This is a genomic window from Reyranella sp. (assembly GCF_004296935.1).
Lineage (GTDB): Bacteria > Pseudomonadota > Alphaproteobacteria > Reyranellales > Reyranellaceae > Reyranella.
This window is the reverse complement of the sequence record NZ_SCVH01000021.1, coordinates 60,474-77,846: the sequence shown is the minus strand read 5'-3', so window position 1 is coordinate 77,846 and position 17,373 is coordinate 60,474. Positions and strand designations below refer to the sequence as shown.

Genomic DNA, 17,373 nt, shown 5'->3' with positions numbered 1-17,373 from the left:
TGTTCGCCTGGACACTGTCAGGGGAGATATTGACCCAAATCAAGATTGCGGACCAAGGCGTCTCTATTTTGGCCGCATGAGTTCCACCGAAGCCCCGACCACAGCCGCCCGCCCGCCGACCCCGTACCAGCTGGTTGGCGGCGAGGCGATGGTCCGGCGCATTGCCGATCGCTTCTACGACATCATGGACAGCACCCCCGAGGCCGCCCGCATTCGCGCCCTGCACGCGGGCGATCTTTCCGCCGTGCGCGACCGCCTGTTCGAATTCCTGAGCGGCTGGCTGGGCGGCCCGCCGCTCTACTTCCAGCGGCCGGACCACAAGTGCATCATGTCCGCGCACCGGCCCTTCGCCATCGGCCCGGCCGAGCGCGACGAATGGATGATGTGCATGCGCCGGGCCCTGGAAGACTGCGGGGTGCCGGCCGAAATGCGGACGCCCCTCGATGCGGCGTTCCTGCGCCTGGCCGAGGCGTTCCGAAACCGCTGACACCAATCTTGCTGCAATCCGGTCAGCCGGGCGCCCGATTGACAGGGTGACGGCGCGTCGGCTGCGCGCCTATGCTTTGACGGCAAGAAGCCCTCTCCGCGTGCGTACCGTTTCCTGACGTCCAGACCGACCAGGAGGTGCTCGTGGCTACAGCCGTTCTCATCGTTCGGGCCAGACTGAACAACCTGTCCGACCGGCGGAAGTTCGACGATTGGTACCGGACCGAACATCTTCCATCGGCGCTCCGCGCCTTCCGGGCGCAACGGGCCTGGCGCTGCTGGAGCCGGACCAATCCGCTGGTACATCTGGCACTCTACGAATTCCCCAGCGTCGAGGAGGCCGAGGCCATCCTCGACTCGGAAGCACTGGCCGGCCAGATCGCCGAGTTCGACCACTTCTGGGGAACCGAGGTCACGCGCACGCGCGAAATCGTCGAGGTCGCAGAGGAACTTTCCGCAGCCGCTCATTGAGCAGAATACTTCCGCGCGCAATCACTCCTGGGGATAGCGCCAGGGCTTCGCCGGCTGGGCGGCGCCCTCGTCGATGGTCCATTGCGGGATCGCCAGGCCCGGCGCCACGTCGCTGAACACCATGCGCACCCGCGTGCCGATGCCGACGCGGCGCACCATGTCGGGCGGCGCCAGCTTGCCGTCCGGTGTCGTGAGGTTGCCGACGACGCGCAGCGACTCGTGCTCGGTCGGATGGCCCTTCTGCGTGTCGAGGTCGACCAGCAGGATCAGGTACGGCGTGTGCGCCTTGAAGGCCGGCTGGATGGCGTGGTGGACCTCGCTGTAGGAGTGCACCTCGCCCTTGCCTTCGACCTTGACCCAGTCGGACCTGGGACTGGCGCACCACGGGCACGCCGTGGTCGGCGGATAGCGCAGCAGGCCGCAGATGCCGCACTTCTGCAGATGGAAATCGTGCGCCGCGCAATGCTTGAAGTAGGCCACGTTCTCGACATCGAGATCGTTGAGGTCGAGTGGCATGCCGAGATAGGTCGCTTGTGTCGCCATGGTCCGCCCCCTACTCGTTCCGCATGACCATGGCCGACCCGGTGCCCGGATTGGCCCAGCCCATGTTGGCCGACACCTCGCACTTCTTCACCTGGCGGCAGCCGCCCTCGCGGTAGTCGTAGGTGTGGCGGCGCTTGCCGTCGGGCCCCATGGGACAGGAATCATCGGCGTCGTGGCGGAGCTGGCGCACGTTCTCGATCACCATGTTGAGGCCGTGCGTATAACCCTCGCAGAGATGGCCGCCGCTGGTGTTGTTGGGCCGCCGGCCGCCGAGTCGGATCGTGCCGTCGCTGACGTATTGCCCGCCGTCGCCCTTCTTGCAGAAGCCGTAATCCTCGAGCTGCAGCATGGTGGTGAAGGTGAAGGCATCGTAGGAGCCCGTGATGTCGACGTCCTCGGGCCCGACGCCGGCATTGGGCCACAGGATCTCGCGCGCATACTTGCCGGCGACGGTGGAGATCGGCCCGTGCTGGTAGTGCATGTCGGTGCGCGGCTTGTTGCAGCGCCCCACCACGCCCCGGATCAGCGTCCGCGGATGGCGACAATCCCGGGCGCGCTCGGCGCTGGTGACGACCAGGGCCGTGCCGTTGTCGGTTTCGACACAACAGTCGAGGAGATGCAGCGGCTTGCAGATGATCCGGCTCTTGAGCACGTCCTCGACGGTGAAGCGCTGCTTGTAGAAGGCCTTGGGATTGTTCGAGGCGTGCTCGGAATGGATCGCCTTCACCGCGGCGACCTGCTCGGGTCGCGTGCCGTAGTCGTACATGTGGCGCATGAAGGTGAGGCTGAACATCTGGCCGGCGCTCTGCCAGCCGTAGGCGCGGCTGTGCAGCATGTCGCCCGAGACGGGCGCCACCGCGCGTGCGCCGGTGCCGCCGATACGGACCTGGCTAAAACCGTTCATGGCGCGGAAGATCACCACGACCTTGCACATGCCGGCCTCGATCAGCCCCATCGCCATGCCGACCAGTGCCTCGGTCGAGGAGCCGCCGCCGAACACGTCCATGTAGAAGTTGGGCCGGATGCCGAGATCGCCGGCGATGAAGGTGGAGAAGGTCGAATCTCTGGACTGGTAAGACAAGATGCCATCGACGTCGGACGGTTTCAGGCCGGCATCCTCGATGGCGTTCCTCACCGCCCAGGTGCCGAGCGCGCGCGTCGTCTTGCCTGAGCCGCGCGTATAAGTCGTCTCGCCGACACCGACGATGGCGTACTTGTCGCGCAGATGTTTTGGGCTGGTGGCATCGGTCTCGGCCGGCATCGTCATGGCGTTCCCCTTCGATGGCGCGCAGGACGCCACGATACGACGGTGTCGGGAAGGCGTCTGCCCTCTCGCGCCGCCGAGCCGCATCGCGGCTTTGGTGCCGACGGCGTGGTATAGGGCCTGCCCCGAATGGCATGATCGGCCACCTAACAAGGATGCGTCGGATGGCTGATGGAATATTCGCGGGCCTCAGGGTCATCGATTGCGCGAGCTGGATCGCCGGGCCGGCAGCGGCAACGATCCTCTCGGACTTCGGCGCCGAGGTCATCAAGATCGAGCCGCCGGGCGCCGGCGATCCGTGGCGGGCGTCGGCGCCGGTGCCCGGCAAGGTCACGGACTACTGGTGGCAGTTGACCGCCCGCAACAAGCGCAGCCTGGCCATCGATCTCAAGCACGCCGAGGGGCTTGGCGTTCTCAACCGCCTGATCGGCTCGACCGACGTCTTCATCACCAACTTCCCGCTTCCGGTGCGCGAACGCCTGAAGATCGCCGCCACCGACCTGCTCGCGATCAACCCGCGCCTCGTCTATGGCTCGATCACGGCCTATGGCGAGACCGGCGAGGAGGCGGCCCGGACCGGCTTCGACGCCACCGCCTACTGGGCGCGCACGGGACTAATGGACATGGTGCGGGCCAACACCGAGACCGAGCCGGTGCGCTCCATGCCGGGCATGGGCGACCACCCGACGGCGACGGCGCTCTATGCCGCCATCGCGACGGCGCTCTACCGGCGCGAGCGCACCGGATTGGGCGGCGTCGCGCAGACCTCGCTGCTGCAGAACGGCCTGTGGGCGAACGGCTGCTTCGTGCAGAACCGCTTGTTCGGCGAGCACGTCCGGCACCGACCGCCCCGGACCGAGACGCCGAGTGCGCTCGCCAACCACTATCGCTGTCGCGACGGACGCTGGTTCCTGATGGCGCTGCACAACGAGGCGCGTCAGCTGGCGAGCTTCCTAAAAGCGATCGACGCCGAGCATCTGGCTCAGGATGAGCGCTTCGCCACCCAGCTGGCGCGGCGCGCCAACCACAAGGCATTGACCGAAATCCTCGACGGGATCTTCGCCCGGCGCGACCTCGCGGCCTGGAAGCCGATCCTCGAAGCGGCCGGCGTCACCTTCGGCGCCGTGTTCACCGTCGACGAGGCCGCCGACGATCCGCAGTCGCGCGAGATCGGCGCCCTGGTTCCCTTCGCCGACGGCGCCGGCCTCACCGTGTCGAGCCCGTTCCACATCGACGGTGCAACCAAGGTCGCCCCGCGCCGCGCGCCCGCGGTCGGCCAGCATTCGGAAACGGTACTGCGCGATGCCGGCTACTCGGCCGACGAGATCGGGCGGTTGAAAGCGCTCGGCGTACTACAGCAGTAGCTCATTTTCTTCCCCTTCGCGGACTCCGCGAAGGGAAAGTGCCCTCGTCTTACGAGGGCGATGGGGTCATGACCCCCTCCGGCCTACGGCCACCTCCCCCGAGACGGGGGAGGAGTCATCCATGCTGGCGGCGCTTCAAGGCGCGCAGGTCGATGATCCCTGGCAGGGTGCGCGGATCGGTGCCGGCGGGATAGATACTGTGCTTCTGGATCTTCTGCGTGCCGGTGGTGGGCAGGCTTTGCACGATGTGGACCCAGCCGGGCGGCTTGTAGTAGGCGAGGCGCTCGTTGCAATGGTGGAACAGCGTCGTCGCCGCCTCGTTCTCCGCCATCTCGCGCTTGAGCACGATGCAGGCCAGCACCTCCTCGTCGCGCATCTCGTCCTTCACCGCCATCACGGCCACCTGCTGCACGTCGGGATGCGTGAGCAGCACGGCCTCGACCTCGGCCGCCGCAATGTTCTCGCCCGAGCGACGGATGATGTTCTTCTTGCGCTCGACGAAATGCAGCATGCCGTCCGGCCCGCGCCACACCACGTCGCCGGTGTGGAACCAGCCGCCCTTCCAGGCGGCTTCGGTCGCCGCCTCGTCCTTGAGATAGCCGGAGAAGCAGCCGCGGCGCGGTGTCTCCGCCGAGTGGCGCACCAGCATCTCGCCGGGCTGGCCGTCGGCGACGTCGCGATCGGCGTCATCGACGACGCGAACTTCTACACCCGGCACGGCGCGACCGAAGGCGCGCGTGCCGACCTGACGCGGCGGGGCGGTGTCGCCCAGCACGCGCACCATCTCCGTCATGCCCCAGAGCTCGATCATGGGAAAGCCGAAGCGCTGCTCGAAGGCCGCGTGCAGCTCGGGCTCGATGCCGGCGCCGATTCCGAAGCGGACCTTGTGGCGCCGCTCATACTCGCCGGGCGCGAGCTTCAGCAGCACCGGCGCGATCACTCCGAGATAGTGAACGATGGTGGCGCCGGTCTCGGCGACCTCCCGCCACCAGCGCTGCGGATGGAAGCGATCGGGCTGGATCTGGCAGTTGCCCGTCAGGATGGCGCCCATCAGCGACACGACGCCGGCGTTCGCATGATAGAGCGGCAACGGATTGTAGATGCGGTCTTCGCCCGTGCGCAGCCCGGCCACGCCGCCAAGAGAGGCGTACCAGGCACCGCAGGCCACCTCGTAGCCATGGGACAGGACGCACCCTTTGGGACGGCCCGTCGTGCCGGAAGTGTACAGAATGCTGGCCGGCGTCTCGGGGACGGGTCGCGTGTCGCGTGCCGGGTGCGCCACCTTCTCCAGCGATCCGGCAATCTCCTCCGATACGACCACGCGCGGCCGGTGCACGCTCTGCGCCAATGCCTCCCCGATCGACGCCTGTCGCGCCCCCAGGGTCAGGACGAGGTCGGGTTCGCTGTGGTCGATGAGATAGGCGATCTCGGCGGCGCGGTAGTCCGGATTGATCGGCACGCAGCAGACGCCGATGGTGTTGAGCGCCAACGTGTGAAGCACGTGCTCAGGCCGGTTCTCCAGCAGCGTCGCGACGCGGTGGCCGACGCCGTAGCCCGCCCGCCGGTAGAGTCCCGCCAGTTCCTCGACGCGTTGGCCTGCCTCGCCGTACGACATTTCGAAGCCCGACGGCAGATAGCCGCGCTCTTCGTTGGCCGGCACGGCCAGGAACGGACGACCGGCATGCGCGCCGACCGCCGCGGCAAACGCCGCGGCGATGGTCGTATCGTCCCTGATCTCGGGCAACGCCAGCCTCAGGCCGACTTGGCCTTGAGTTCCGCCATTTCTCTCTTTACGCCCGCAAGCATGCAGGAGATGTCGGACGTCACCATCACCATGTCGAAGCCGCGCTTCAGCGCGCCGCCCGCGAAGGCGCCGCTGGCGCAGTGCATGACGCACTTGATGCCGGCCTTGTGCGCCGCCGCGAGGATCTTGTCGCAGGTCGCCATGTGCAGCGGATCGGGATTGTCGCCGCGCGGCGGCATGCCGAGCGCGAACGACAGGTCGGCCGGGCCGATATAGACGGCGTCGAGTCCGGGGGTGGCGCAGATCGCGTCGAGGTTGGCGAGGCCTTCCTTGGTCTCGATCATCGCCATGACGATGATCTCGTCGTTGGCGTTGGCCACGTAGTCGGAACCGCCATACTGCGCGGCCCGGATCGGGCCGTTCGAGCGGAAGCCGACCGGTGGGAAGCGGCAGGCGGCCACGGCGGCGGCGGCTTCCTTGGCGTTGTTGATCAGCGGCACAATGATGCCGTAGGCGCCGAGATCGAGCGCCCGCATGATGTCGTTGGGATTGTTCCAGTTGACGCGCACGAACGGCGTCACGTCGGTCTGCGAGATCGCCTGCAGCATCGACAGCACGTTGTTCCATTCACTGGTGCCGTGCTGGAGGTCGACGCAGAGGGAGTCGAAGCCGCCCTGACGCGCCATCACCTCGGCGGTGAAGCTGTGCCCGACGGACAGCCAGCCCATCGTCGCGGTCTTCTTTTCACGCCACATTTGCTTGATTTTATTCGGTCGCACGGTCGTCCCCTCCTGGTGGATTGCTTGACGTGACAATGCCCCTTCTCCTGACAGACCGCCAGAGAAGGCCGCGATCGGCCAGTTCCGAAGGGCGGTCCACTGCAACTTGACCGGTCGGAAGTGGCGGTCGAGGGTCGGGCAATGTCCGTTGCCACGCCCGCCCTCCCCGTCCGAGCCGAGCGCCTGTGGGCGGCGCTGCTGGCGGCGACGCTGATGAACCTGCCCCTGGGATCGGTCTACTCCTTCAGCGTGCTGCTGCGCCCCATCGAGCAGGAGCTGGCCATCCCGCGCTCGGCGCTGTCGCTCGTCTTCGGCCTGTGTACGGTAGGCTTCACCGTGGGCTCGGTCGGCGCCGCCTTCCTCTATCGCGTGGCCCCCGCACCGGTCCTCGTGCTGGCGAGCGCGCTGGTCGCCGCCGGCGGCATCGCGATGGCGGCGACGGCGTCGGGGCTCACGCAATTGCTGCTGGGCTACGGCGTCGTGTTCGGCACCGGCGGCGGCGTGACCTACATCCTGCTGCAGCAGGGCGTGAACATGCTGGTGCGGCGGCGCCAGGGGCTGGTGAACGGCTACATCGTCAGCCTCTACCCGTTGGGCGCCATGATCGCGACGCCCCTCTTCCATGCCTGCAATGAAGCCTACGGCTGGCGCACGACGCTCTGGGGGCTGGCGGCCGTTCTGGTGGCGTGCGGCATCGCGGCGGCGCTGCTCGCCCGGCATGGCGGGGCGCGGCTGGTCGCCCCCGCGGCGACTGGCAGTACGACAACGGGGCCGGCGACGGGCCCGGCGATCCTGGGCCCGACCTTCTACAAGCTCTCGGCGACCTTCTTCCTCGCCGCCTCGGCCGGGCTGATGGTGCTGAGCCAGGCGCGCGAGATCGTAGCCGCCTATGGCGGGGCGGCAGCCCTGGCGGTGGCGGCCACGACCGGCATCACCGGCGCGATCGCGGCCGCGCGCATCAGCGGCGGCTGGCTGGTCGATCGCTTCGCGGTGCCCTACGTGATGTGCGCGGCGCACGGGCTGGCGCTGGGCGGCGGGCTGCTGCTCACGCTCCTGCCCTCGCCTCTCACCGCGTTCGTGGGGCTGGGGATGATCGGCCTCGGCTACGGCTTCGTCTCCGGCGCCACCGCCGGCGGGATCGGCCTCTACTGGCGGCCCGCCGACTATGGCCGCGTCGCCGGGCGCACCTACGTCGCCTGGTGCCTGGCCGCCGTCAGCCTGCCCGTCCTGGCCGGCTACCTGTTCGACATCACCCGCGAGTACAGCACCGCGGTGCTGATCGCCGCCGGTGCCAACATCGCCGGCATGGCGATGGCCCTCACGATGCCGCGACGCGGTTGGCGGGAGGGCGGCTGACCGCTCTGCTGGGCTCGCCTTTTTTGATTTGATCGACCAAATTCTGAGCCAGACTGGACGTGGTCCTGAACCACTGGAAGAGTGGGCACATGAGACGGCGCGATTTTGTCACCTTGCTCGGCGGAGCCGCTGTGGCTTGGCCGATCGCTGCGCGCGCACAGCAGCCGAAAAAACTTCCGAGGCTCTGTTTCCTGACATTCGATCCCGGATCATTGCAGTCGACGAGATTTGGCGCATTCTTCGAGGGATTGCGCGATCTGGGATATGTCCAGGGGCAATCGATACTCATCGACTATCTGACCGCCGATGGTCAGGCCGAACGCTATTCGGCCCTTGCCGCTGAATGCGTGCGCCTTGGCGCCGATGTCATAGCGACATCGACGACTCCGGCCACTCTGGTCGCGAAGAGCGCGACGCAGACCATCCCGATCGTCATGATCGGCCTTGGCGATCCTGTGGGGACCGGCCTGGTCGACAGCCTTGCCCGTCCCGGCGGAAACGTCACCGGGCTGTCCCAGATGTTTCCCGCACTCGCCGTCAAGCGGCTGGAGTTGCTGAGGGAGCTCGTGCCGCAAATCTCGCGTGTGCTCGTGCTGACGCATTTGTCCGACCCGGTTGCGGCATCCTCGGTGAAAGCCCTTGAAGAGGCGGCCCGCTCGCTCGGCATAAAGTTGCAAATCCGAGATATTCGAACTCCCGGCGATCTTCCCGCTACGTTCGAAGCGGGAGTGAAAGAACGCGCCGAAGGAGTGATCAACACCGGCGAGAGCATATTCGCGGTCAACCGCGCCCGTCTGGCGGAGCTGGCGGCGCGCCATAAACTGCCGGGCGTGTACCACCTGAGAGTCATAGCCGAGGCTGGTGGCCTGATGAGCTATCAACCGGTTTCGGCCTTGCAGCATCGTCGCGCCGCCGCCTACGTCGACAAGGTCCTCAGGGGCGCCAAGCCGGCCGACCTGCCGATCGAGCAGCCGACGCAGTTCGAGCTTATCGTCAACCTGAAGTCCGCGAAGGCGCTCGGCCTCACCGTGCCGCCGACCTTGCTCGCACGCGCCGATGAGATAATCGAATAACTGGGATCGCCGCCGGTGCCCAACATCGCCGGCATGGCGATGGCCCTCACGATGCCGCGAAGCGGTGGGCGGGAGGGAGGAAACTGATATCCAACGGTCTCTGGCTTTTGCCCAATTTTGTATGGGCTAGGCACCCAGCGCCCGAGCCGCGCTCAGAATCTCGTCGCGCGAGGGGAATTTTCCGAGACCGGCTAAGCCTTCGGCGCATTCGATGTTGGCCCAGCGGATCGTGCCGTCGCGGTCGATCAGGAATTGGCCCTTTAGCTGCGGCCACTGGCGTTCCATATCGGTCTGATCCGTCTGGTTGTCGGCATAGCCATCCATCTTTCCGACCGTGGCTGCCGCCTCTTGGACCGGCAGCGGCCTGGGGAACATGCCATCCGGATTGATGCGTATTTCTTCGAGCTCCTTCATCAGCTCAGGCGTTGGAGCGGGTTTGGGTACGCCGTAGGCGCGGTGGGTATTGAGGGCGGGATCGGCTGCCAGTCTCAGGCGCGTCGGCCGATACTTGAAATAGAGTCGGGCATTCTCAGGCGGCGTAGCCACCACACACAGCGTTTCGACGCCCGCCTCTTTGAGCGCCGGCTCGATCGTGGCCATCTGGGCAATCGACCGGCGGCAAAAGGGACACCACAGGCCGACGAACAGGGCAAGGAACAGCGGGCTCCTGCCGCGATAATCTTCCAGCGAAATGGTCCCCGTTCCATCGACGGCCGGAAGCGCGAACTCAGGCGCCTTCGCGCCGGGAGAAGCGGTTGATGGCGATGGGGTGGTGGCGGTCATGTGAAACCTCCGTCTACCGTCGGCCAAATTGAAATACTAACAGAGAAACGGCAAAACCAGCAGCGCGTCCGGCTCCACGCCAGCTCGTTCACACACCTGCTTGGCCTTCGCGAAGTAAAGTTCAGCCATTGCTTCGTTGCCGGCATCGAGATGAAGCGTAGCAAGGCCATCGTAGCAAGGGAATAGGAGCTGCGGCTCGCCAACTCGCTCGGCCAGCGCCAGCGCCTCCTGATAGGAGGCAAGGGCAAGCGTTTGATCGCCATGACATTGCCGGATCTGTCCAAGGACGATCAGGGGCACCGCGAGATGGTCGACTAGCCCCAACCGACGGTCGAGATCGATCGCCGTTTCCGCCGCCTCGATGCCTTCGGCCTCGCACCGATCGGTCAGCGCGCAATAGGCGACCGCGAGGTTGGCGTAGAGCCGTGACTGAAAGGCCAGATCGCCGACTTTCTTGGCAATCTCCAACCCCTTGAGACACGTTTCGATGCTGCGCTGCGGGTCGAGGGAGCTGTAGAGAACGCTGAGGTTGGTGTAGCCGCGGCAGGTCGCCTGCAGGAGATCGTGCGCCTGGGCGAGACTGATGCTTTGCAGGATCCGATCGACCGCCTCGTGAAGCTGGTCTGTCCGCGCCAGAGCCACGCCCAGAGTGTTGTAGGCCTGCGCCTGCAGCATGGCTTTTTCCCTGGTGCCCTCCTCGGTTTCGAAATCGGCGTGCTTCTTCGCCACTTCGGCAAGCGCCCGCTCCGCCCAGGCGATGGCATCGGCATTGTCGCCGGCGCGGAAAGCCAGCCGACCGATCTCCTGGTAGAGGTGCGCGCGCTCGATGGGATGCTCGTCCTCGCCAAGCTGCCCGATGCCGGCCGCAAAGCAGGCGCTGGCCCGCTCGCGTTGGCCGGCCTCCCAGTACAGCCCACCGATCTTGCGATGAAGCCGTGCGGCGCCTGCCTGGTCTTTTGCCGCCTCGAGTTCCCCGCAGACAGCCTCGTAGTGGGCCAGTGCGTCGGCATGCCGTCCGATGAGAGCGAAAACATCGGCCAGCCGCTCGCGCACGAGACGGATCTGGTTGCCGCAATCCAGGCAGGATGCAAGCGTGCGCAAGGCCCGTTCGTAGTGCCGGATGGCGTCTTCGTTGGCATACACGGCGCGCGCGCGATCACCCGCGGTCACCAGGTAGCGCGCGGCCTTTGTGCTGTCCGACGTAAAGCTCCAGTGATGGCCGAGCGCCTCGAGATCGCTCAGCCGCGACGGCGATGGGCCCACGGTGCGTTCGAGCGCGCGGGCAGCACGTTCGTGCAGCTCGCTGCGGTGCGACAGGAGCAGATTCTCATAGACGACTTCATGGACGAGAGCGTGTGTAAAGCGATAACGACGGCCGTCGTGGTCCTGACCGATGTCGCGCACGAAGTCGGACTCGACCAGATACCCGAGAGGCGCCGCCACATCGTCAGCGATTGCCCGCAGCATCGCTTCGTCGAATGTCATTCCGAGCACGGCCGCCGCCTGCAGCACGCGCCTCGCGGCGACGGAAAGCTTGTCGACGCGCGACAGCAGCAGGCCTTGGAGTGTCGTCGGGATGTTCGCCGTCTCGCTGCCTGCGGCGCATCTCCATCGATCGCCATCACGAACGAGCGCGCCCGAGGTCACGAGGCTGCGGACCATCTCTTCGACGAACAGCGGATTGCCTCCAGCCCGCATCGCGATGAGGTCGCGGATCCGGACGAAGTCCGGGTCCGCCGCCGGGCCGAACAGGCCGCTGAGGAAGTCCTGCGTTTCACCCAGGGAAAGTGCGGCAAGCCGGATGGCGGTTTGCGCGAAGCCGTCTATGGCCGGCAAACGGCAGTCCGGGCGATGCGCAAACACCATCATAAGGGAACGCGCCGCCAGGTGATCGGCGACGGCCCGCAGCAGGTCGATCGAGGCCGCGTCGGCCCAGTGGAAATCGTCGACGATGATCAGCAGCGGTCCCCGCTCGAGGCGGCGCTCGATCAAGGTGCGGCCGACAAACACGATCTGGCGCTTGAGCTGCTCGGGATCGACGTCGGGTGGACCCGCCTCCTCGACGCCGAGCAGATAGCCCAGGACCGGCGCCGTCGCCTGGACCATCTCGGGATGCGCGCCGAGCGCGCTCAGGCCCGCGGCAAGTTTCTGCCGCGCCACATCGAGCGAGTCGTCGGGTTTGACGTCGTAGCCTTCGCGGAACAACGCGGCGAACACGCCATATGTCGGCTCACCCAGCGACGAGCAATTCACCCGCCGTACGATCGTGCGGTCCAACTCGCCGCGCATTCCGAGCTGCGTCAGGAACTCCCCGACGAGGCGAGATTTGCCGGTGCCCGCTTCGCCGGCGAGGCTCACGCTCTGGGCGCGGCCGCTCTGCATGCGATCGAAGGCCGAGAGGAGCTGGTCCAGTTCCTTGGTGCGTCCCACCAGGGGAGAGTCGAGCCCGTGGACGGCCAGGCCGCGCGCGGACTGCGGTTCGGCCGACGCGCCCAGCAGCCGATGGACGACTATCGGCTCGGCTTTGCCGCGCAAGCTGACCTCGCCGGCGGGCTCGAACTCGAAGCGATGCCGCGTCAGAGCATGGGTAGAGGCCGCGACCAAGATGGCCCCAGGAACTGCAGCGCCGAGAAGGCGGGAGGCCGTATTCACGGCGTCCCCCGTTACATCATATGCGGCGCCCTCCCCATCACCCAGGCTGCCGGCCACGACAGGCCCGGTGTGCACGGAGATATGCAGGGTCACCGGCTGACCGAGCCGCGCTGCCCAAGGATCGTTCAGCGCTGCTGCGCGCTCCAGCATGTCCAGCGCCGCCTCGAGAGCACGCTGGGGATCGTCTTCGGAAGCGACCGGCGCGCCGAAGATGGCCAAGACGGCGTCCCCGAGGTACTTGACGACAAAACCGCCATAACGGGTGATCGCCTGACCAAGCGACTGGAACAATACGGTTTGGAAAGCGCGAACCTCTTCGGGATCAAGACGTTCGGAGAGTGAGGTGAAGCCGCAGAGGTCGGCAAACAGAACGGTCACCTGCCGTCGGTCGGCATCGGTCTGCCGATTCTTCTCACTCGTTGCGGGCTTTGCTGGCTCCAACGCCGGCGCCGACTTCGGGCGACCGCAGCGAGGGCAGAAAGTGAATTCCGCCAAAAGCTCGTAACCACAGCCAGCGCAGCCCATCAAGAGCCTCATCCATCCGCGCAGAGAGGAGACAACTTTAACACAGGAACTGGCAGCGATTGCCCATGATGATGTCCGCCAAGGACCGGCTGAGCCGTGCTCTGGCAGAGGGCTGACTATAGCGGCCCGCCGACTACGGGCCTGTCGCCGGGCGAACCCACGTCGCCTGGTGCCTGGCTGCCATCAGCCTGCCCGTCCTGGCCGGCTACCTGTTCGACATCACCCGCGCGTACGGCACCGCGGTGCTGATCGCAGCCTTCGCCAACATCGCCGGCATGGCGATGGCGCTCACGATGCCGCGACGCGGTTGGCGCGACGGCGGCTGACAGAGCATATTTGCCTGCCGACCGGAAAGGCCCAGAAGGAAGAAAAGGACCGACCTCATGACCCTCACGCTCGCGGATGCCAATCGCGTGATCGAAGGCGCCATCGAGAAGGCCAACCAGATTGGCGCGAAGATGAACATCGCCGTGTGCGACGCCGGCGGACGGCTCCTTGCCTTCCAGCGCATGGATGGCGCCATGTGGGCCGGCTCCTTCGGCAGCCAGGGCAAGGCCATGGCCTCGGCCGCCTTCGGACGCCCCAGTGGCGATCTGACGCCGCGTGCCGACCATCCGACCTTGCGCGGCATCGCCGCGGCCGAAGGCAACCACATGTTCTATGGCCAGGGCGCCGTGCCGATCTTCCGCCAGGGTGTCCTGATCGGCGCCTGCGGCGTCGGCGGCGGGACCGCACAGGAAGACGAGGATTGCGCCCGCGCCGGGGTCGAAAAGCTCTGACGTTGCTTCACGGAGAAAGCGATGCTGAGTTATATAAATGTCGGTGCGAACGATATTCCGCGCTCGGAGCGGTTCTATACGGCGGTCCTTGTGCCGCTGGGCTATGAGAAGGCCGAGCAGAAGGACGCGGTGACTTACACGCTCCCCGACGTTCCCGATCGCTTCAACAGTCCCACCGTCTATGTCACGAAGCCCTACGATGGGCGGGAGGCCACGGTCGGCAACGGCTCGATGATCGCCTTTCGGGTGCCGAGCCATGCCCAGGTTCGCGCCCTGCACGACGCCGGCATTGCGGCGGGCGGCACCGACGAAGGCGCGCCGGGCTTCCGCGCCCGGTACAGCAAGAACTTCTTCGTGGCTTATCTGCGCGATCCGCTGGGCAACAAGCTGGCGCTTTTCTGCACGGCGACCGATCGAGCAGCTTGAGACACCTAAGCCGAAACAGGCAGCGGCAGGTCGAGCGTCGTGGTGCGGCGCAGTTCGCGGCGGTGGGTCTTGTCGTCGAACGGCCGGGCGCGATGCATGGTGCAGCGATTGTCCCAGATCACGAAATCATGCGGCCGCCAGGCGTGGCGATAGAGGAAATGCGGCTGCGTGGCATGGTCGCTGAGGTCGCGCAGCAAGAGCCTTCCCTCCGGCACCGGCCAGCCCTCGACATGGGCGGCGTGCGAGGCGAGATAAAGCGCGCGGCGGCCCGAGGTGGGGATGGTGCGCACCAGCGGATGGACCGCGCCTTTCAGCTTGTCGGCCTCGTCCGGGCTGAAGTCGAAGCCGAGCACGTGGCGCGAATAGACGATGGAGTGATAGACGCTGAGCCCTTCGATCGTGGCGCGGGTCTCCGCGTCGAGCGCATCGTAGGCCGCGCGCATGTCGGCGAACTCGGTATCGGCCCGCACTGGCGGCACCACGCGCGCCGACAGCATCGAGTAGCGGCCGGGCGGATCGACGAACGAGGCATCGGTGTGCCACAGCCGGTTGGCGACCGAGGAGGCGCGCATGCGGTTGTTGGCGTCCCGGATCTTGCCGTCCTTGTCGACGTTGGAGACGTCGGCGATCGCCTCGTTGCCGAAGCGGTTGCTGCCGATGGCCGAGGAAGAGGTGCGGGCATGCAGCGTGCCGTCGAAACGCTGGGCGAAGTCGAGCTGCTCCTCGTTGGTGAAATCCTGGTCGCGGAACACCAGCACGGCGTATTTGTCCATGCCGGCGCGGATCGCCTCCAGCGATTCGCGATCGTGCACCTGGCGCAGGTCGATCGCGCCCACTTCGCCGGCGAAGACGGGCGTCAGCGGCTTGATGGTGACGGTCATGAGGTGCTCCCTTCGCGGAGAACGCGTAGGTCATCCTGATGGAAGTCCGCACGACAACCAACACGGATTTTTCGTCAGGCGAAGGCCCTCCTGCCGGCGAACCGCATCCTCACCGCGTCCTCCAGGAGCGTATCGGCTGTTCGACTACGCGGTCGGCGGCTTGCCGGCGTTGACCGCCAACTGAGCGGCGAAAGCCCGCTGGTAGGCGGGCCGCGCTTCGCCGCGGGCGACGTAGGCGGCCAGGTTCGGCGTTCCGTCCAGGATGCCCGACGGTTTCAGCCTGAGCAGCACCGACACCATCATCAGGTCGCCGGCGCTGAACCCGCCATCGAGCCAGTCGGCACGGCCAAGGCGCGCGGAAAGTTGTTTTAACCGGTCGCGGACCCGACCCTCGACCAGAGGCAGGCGCTCCTTGCTCCAGGGCTTGTCGCCCTCCAGAAGCCTGGCGTTTGCAAATTCGAGGATCGGCGGCTCCACCGTGCTGAGTGCTGCAAACATCCAGGTGATCGCGCGCGCCCGGGCACTCGCATCGCCATCGGAGTCCGACGGCAACAGGCCCGCATGGCGCTCGGCGATATGGAGCACGATCGCTCCTGTCTCGAACAGGGCGAGATCGCCTTCCTCGTAGGTCGGAATCTGGCCGAACGGATGAAGCGCCAGATGCGCGGGTTCCTTCATCGCACGGAACGACACGAGGCGAACCTCGTAGGGTTGGCCCACTTCTTCAAGCGCCCAGCGAACGCGCGTATCGCGTGCCAGTCCCCTGCCGCCATCGGGCGACCGTTCGAAGGCGGTAAGGATGATGGTCATTGGCAGGCTCCGGGTGATTGCATGATGCCGCGCCTTGAAAGCCCCGGCCCCCTGGCGCAGGCTCATGCTCGATGGGTATCTCGCCGGACAACTACCACGGAAACCAATGCTGACGGAACGCTACGGCCTCCCGCTCTCCACCACCGACGCCGCCGCGCGCGATGCCTACGTCGAGGGCGTAAATCTTCTCCTGACCGTCTACCCCGGCGCCGCCGCGGCCTTCGATCGCGCCCTCGCCACCGATCCGGGCTTCGCGCTCGCCCATATCGGCAAGGCCCGCACCTTCCATCTCGCGGGCAATGCTGCCGGCATGCGCGAGTCCCTCGCCACGGCCCTCGCCCTCAGTGACGGAGCCTCGGCGCGCGAAACCAGCCATATCGATGTCTTTCGCCACCTGTTCGCCGGCCAGGCCGTCGCAGCCCTGGCAGCGCTCCGCATCCATGTCGAGACATGGCCGCGCGACGCGCTGATCCTTAGCCTCGCCGCCAACCAGGGCGGGTTGATCGGCATGTCCGGCCTGCCCGGCAGGGAACAGGGCCTCATCGATTTTCTCGAGCCCCTCGCCCCGCACTACGGCGAGGATTGGTGGTTCGAGGCGCATTACGGCATGGCGCTGTCGGAAATCGGCCGGCACGACGCGGCGCGCCCCAGGATCGAACGTTCCCTGGCCCAGTTCAGGCGCAACGCCTATGCCGCCCACGCCTTCGCCCATCTCTGTTACGAAACCGGCGAGCGCGACAGCGGCATCGAATTCATGCGCGACTGGCTGCCGCTTTACGATCGCGGCGGCGGGTTGTTCGGCCACCTGAACTGGCACCTCGGCCTGTTCGAATTGCACGCCGGCCATCTGGACGCGGGGCTTCGCCTCTACAACGACGCCTTCTGCGCAGACGATCATCGCGGTGCGGTGCATCAGAAGCTCTCTGATTCCGCCTCGTTCCTGTGGCGCTCGGAACTGGCGGGTCACCCCCGCGATCCCGCGCGCTGGGCGACGCTCCTGGACTACGCACGCGCGAAAATTCCCCGCCCGGGCTTTTCCCTCGCCGACTGGCACGTGGCGCTCGCGTTTGCCGCCACAGGTGATGACGCCGCGTTAGAAGGCTGGATCCAGGGCATCGAGGCGCTGGTGAAGGCGGGCCGCTATCCCTCCGGCGCCACCATCCCCGCCGTGGCGCGCGCCTTCGCCGCCTTCCAGCGGAAGGACTATGCCGCGGCCATCGACCTGATCGTGCCCATGCTGTCTGAGCGGGAACGCATGGGCGGCAGCCGGGCGCAGGTCGATCTGGTGGAGGCGACGTTGCTGCGGGCGTATCTCAACGCCGGACGCGTGGCGGAGGCCCGGCATCTGCTCTCGGACCGGCGCCCGGGCCCGGCGATGCTTCCGGTCGCGGGACTTGAGCAGGGTGTCGCTGCTCAAAGTTGACGGGGGACGCGCGC

General features: G+C 66.7%; 17 protein-coding genes. 8 read left to right on the top strand and 9 right to left on the bottom strand.

Annotation, left to right across the window (positions count from 1 at the left end):
- Positions 1–76: 76 nt before the first annotated feature.
- Positions 77–487 carry a group II truncated hemoglobin gene (locus EPO55_RS02860; protein WP_296334886.1) on the top strand — a complete coding sequence of 137 codons (411 nt, stop codon included), beginning with the start codon at positions 77–79 and terminating at the stop codon, positions 485–487.
- A gap of 143 nt (positions 488–630) precedes the next feature.
- Positions 631–957, top strand: coding sequence for a hypothetical protein (locus EPO55_RS02855; RefSeq protein ID WP_296334885.1), 327 nt, complete (start codon positions 631–633; stop codon positions 955–957).
- Positions 958–978: 21 nt separating this feature from the next.
- On the opposite strand, the gene EPO55_RS02850 is transcribed toward EPO55_RS02855, so the two are convergent.
- Both EPO55_RS02850 and EPO55_RS02845 read right to left on the bottom strand, forming a co-directional pair.
- Entirely contained in the window at positions 979–1,500 is a 522-nt protein-coding gene (locus EPO55_RS02850) for an OB-fold domain-containing protein (RefSeq protein WP_296334884.1), read from the bottom strand.
- 10 nt (positions 1,501–1,510) lie between these two features.
- Entirely contained in the window at positions 1,511–2,767 is a 1,257-nt protein-coding gene (locus EPO55_RS02845) for a hypothetical protein (RefSeq protein WP_296334883.1), read from the bottom strand.
- Positions 2,768–2,928: 161 nt separating this feature from the next.
- Here EPO55_RS02845 and EPO55_RS02840 point away from each other — a divergent pair, with 161 nt between their 5' ends.
- Entirely contained in the window at positions 2,929–4,128 is a 1,200-nt protein-coding gene (locus EPO55_RS02840) for a CoA transferase (protein WP_296334882.1), read from the top strand.
- Positions 4,129–4,243: 115 nt separating this feature from the next.
- On the opposite strand, the gene EPO55_RS02835 is transcribed toward EPO55_RS02840, so the two are convergent.
- Positions 4,244–5,872: an AMP-binding protein gene (locus EPO55_RS02835; RefSeq protein ID WP_296334881.1), complete on the bottom strand. Its 1,629-nt coding sequence runs from the start codon at positions 5,870–5,872 to the stop codon at positions 4,244–4,246.
- Positions 5,873–5,880: 8 nt separating this feature from the next.
- The gene (locus EPO55_RS02830) at positions 5,881–6,651 is read right to left on the bottom strand and encodes an aldolase/citrate lyase family protein (protein ID WP_296334880.1); all 771 of its coding nucleotides are present in this window, start codon (positions 6,649–6,651) and stop codon (positions 5,881–5,883) included.
- 141 nt (positions 6,652–6,792) lie between these two features.
- On the opposite strand from EPO55_RS02830, the gene EPO55_RS02825 reads away from it, so the two are divergent.
- Together EPO55_RS02825 and EPO55_RS02820 are read left to right on the top strand one after the other, a co-directional pair.
- Entirely contained in the window at positions 6,793–8,007 is a 1,215-nt protein-coding gene (locus EPO55_RS02825) for an MFS transporter (protein WP_296334879.1), read from the top strand.
- Between the two features lie 89 nt (positions 8,008–8,096).
- The gene (locus EPO55_RS02820) at positions 8,097–9,080 is read left to right on the top strand and encodes an ABC transporter substrate-binding protein (RefSeq protein ID WP_296334877.1); all 984 of its coding nucleotides are present in this window, start codon (positions 8,097–8,099) and stop codon (positions 9,078–9,080) included.
- Between the two features lie 126 nt (positions 9,081–9,206).
- Here EPO55_RS02820 and EPO55_RS02815 read toward each other — a convergent pair whose 3' ends face one another.
- From EPO55_RS02815 to EPO55_RS02805, 3 genes are all read right to left on the bottom strand, one after another.
- Positions 9,207–9,863, bottom strand: coding sequence for a redoxin domain-containing protein (locus EPO55_RS02815; RefSeq protein WP_296334876.1), 657 nt, complete (start codon positions 9,861–9,863; stop codon positions 9,207–9,209).
- 36 nt (positions 9,864–9,899) lie between these two features.
- Complete coding sequence (locus tag EPO55_RS02810) at positions 9,900–12,893, bottom strand: adenylate/guanylate cyclase domain-containing protein (protein WP_296334875.1); 2,994 nt, start codon at positions 12,891–12,893, stop codon at positions 9,900–9,902.
- Between the two features lie 352 nt (positions 12,894–13,245).
- Positions 13,246–13,374 (bottom strand): hypothetical protein, encoded by a 129-nt coding sequence (locus tag EPO55_RS02805; protein ID WP_296334874.1) that lies wholly within the window; start codon positions 13,372–13,374, stop codon positions 13,246–13,248.
- Positions 13,375–13,423: 49 nt separating this feature from the next.
- On the opposite strand from EPO55_RS02805, the gene EPO55_RS02800 reads away from it, so the two are divergent.
- Both EPO55_RS02800 and EPO55_RS02795 read left to right on the top strand, forming a co-directional pair.
- Entirely contained in the window at positions 13,424–13,819 is a 396-nt protein-coding gene (locus EPO55_RS02800; RefSeq protein WP_296334873.1) for a heme-binding protein, read from the top strand.
- 21 nt (positions 13,820–13,840) lie between these two features.
- On the top strand, positions 13,841–14,245 hold the full coding sequence (locus EPO55_RS02795; RefSeq protein WP_296334871.1) for a VOC family protein: 405 nt from the start codon (positions 13,841–13,843) through the stop codon (positions 14,243–14,245).
- 5 nt (positions 14,246–14,250) lie between these two features.
- Here EPO55_RS02795 and EPO55_RS02790 read toward each other — a convergent pair whose 3' ends face one another.
- A complete protein-coding gene (locus EPO55_RS02790) occupies positions 14,251–15,126 on the bottom strand; it encodes a TauD/TfdA family dioxygenase (protein WP_296334870.1) in 876 nt (291 codons plus the stop codon).
- Between the two features lie 144 nt (positions 15,127–15,270).
- Positions 15,271–15,936 (bottom strand): glutathione S-transferase family protein, encoded by a 666-nt coding sequence (locus tag EPO55_RS02785; protein WP_296334943.1) that lies wholly within the window; start codon positions 15,934–15,936, stop codon positions 15,271–15,273.
- A 106-nt stretch (positions 15,937–16,042) separates the two neighbouring features.
- Here EPO55_RS02785 and EPO55_RS02780 point away from each other — a divergent pair, with 106 nt between their 5' ends.
- The gene (locus tag EPO55_RS02780; protein WP_296334869.1) at positions 16,043–17,359 is read left to right on the top strand and encodes a tetratricopeptide repeat protein; all 1,317 of its coding nucleotides are present in this window, start codon (positions 16,043–16,045) and stop codon (positions 17,357–17,359) included.
- Positions 17,360–17,373 lie beyond the last annotated feature (14 nt).

What these genes read in the sequence shown, in the direction of transcription:
- EPO55_RS02780 (WP_296334869.1), top strand. Translation starts at nt 16,043, where the DNA reads ATGCTGACGGAACGCTACGGCCTCCCGCTCTCCACCACCGACGCCGCC.
- EPO55_RS02790 (WP_296334870.1), bottom strand. Translation starts at nt 15,126, where the DNA reads ATGACCGTCACCATCAAGCCGCTGACGCCCGTCTTCGCCGGCGAAGTG.
- EPO55_RS02860 (WP_296334886.1), top strand. Translation starts at nt 77, where the DNA reads ATGAGTTCCACCGAAGCCCCGACCACAGCCGCCCGCCCGCCGACCCCG.
- EPO55_RS02845 (WP_296334883.1), bottom strand. Translation starts at nt 2,767, where the DNA reads ATGACGATGCCGGCCGAGACCGATGCCACCAGCCCAAAACATCTGCGC.
- EPO55_RS02800 (WP_296334873.1), top strand. Translation starts at nt 13,424, where the DNA reads ATGACCCTCACGCTCGCGGATGCCAATCGCGTGATCGAAGGCGCCATC.
- EPO55_RS02825 (WP_296334879.1), top strand. Translation starts at nt 6,793, where the DNA reads ATGTCCGTTGCCACGCCCGCCCTCCCCGTCCGAGCCGAGCGCCTGTGG.
- EPO55_RS02785 (WP_296334943.1), bottom strand. Translation starts at nt 15,936, where the DNA reads ATGACCATCATCCTTACCGCCTTCGAACGGTCGCCCGATGGCGGCAGG.
- EPO55_RS02850 (WP_296334884.1), bottom strand. Translation starts at nt 1,500, where the DNA reads ATGGCGACACAAGCGACCTATCTCGGCATGCCACTCGACCTCAACGAT.
- EPO55_RS02840 (WP_296334882.1), top strand. Translation starts at nt 2,929, where the DNA reads ATGGCTGATGGAATATTCGCGGGCCTCAGGGTCATCGATTGCGCGAGC.
- EPO55_RS02805 (WP_296334874.1), bottom strand. Translation starts at nt 13,374, where the DNA reads ATGCTCTGTCAGCCGCCGTCGCGCCAACCGCGTCGCGGCATCGTGAGC.
- EPO55_RS02820 (WP_296334877.1), top strand. Translation starts at nt 8,097, where the DNA reads ATGAGACGGCGCGATTTTGTCACCTTGCTCGGCGGAGCCGCTGTGGCT.
- EPO55_RS02815 (WP_296334876.1), bottom strand. Translation starts at nt 9,863, where the DNA reads ATGACCGCCACCACCCCATCGCCATCAACCGCTTCTCCCGGCGCGAAG.
- EPO55_RS02795 (WP_296334871.1), top strand. Translation starts at nt 13,841, where the DNA reads ATGCTGAGTTATATAAATGTCGGTGCGAACGATATTCCGCGCTCGGAG.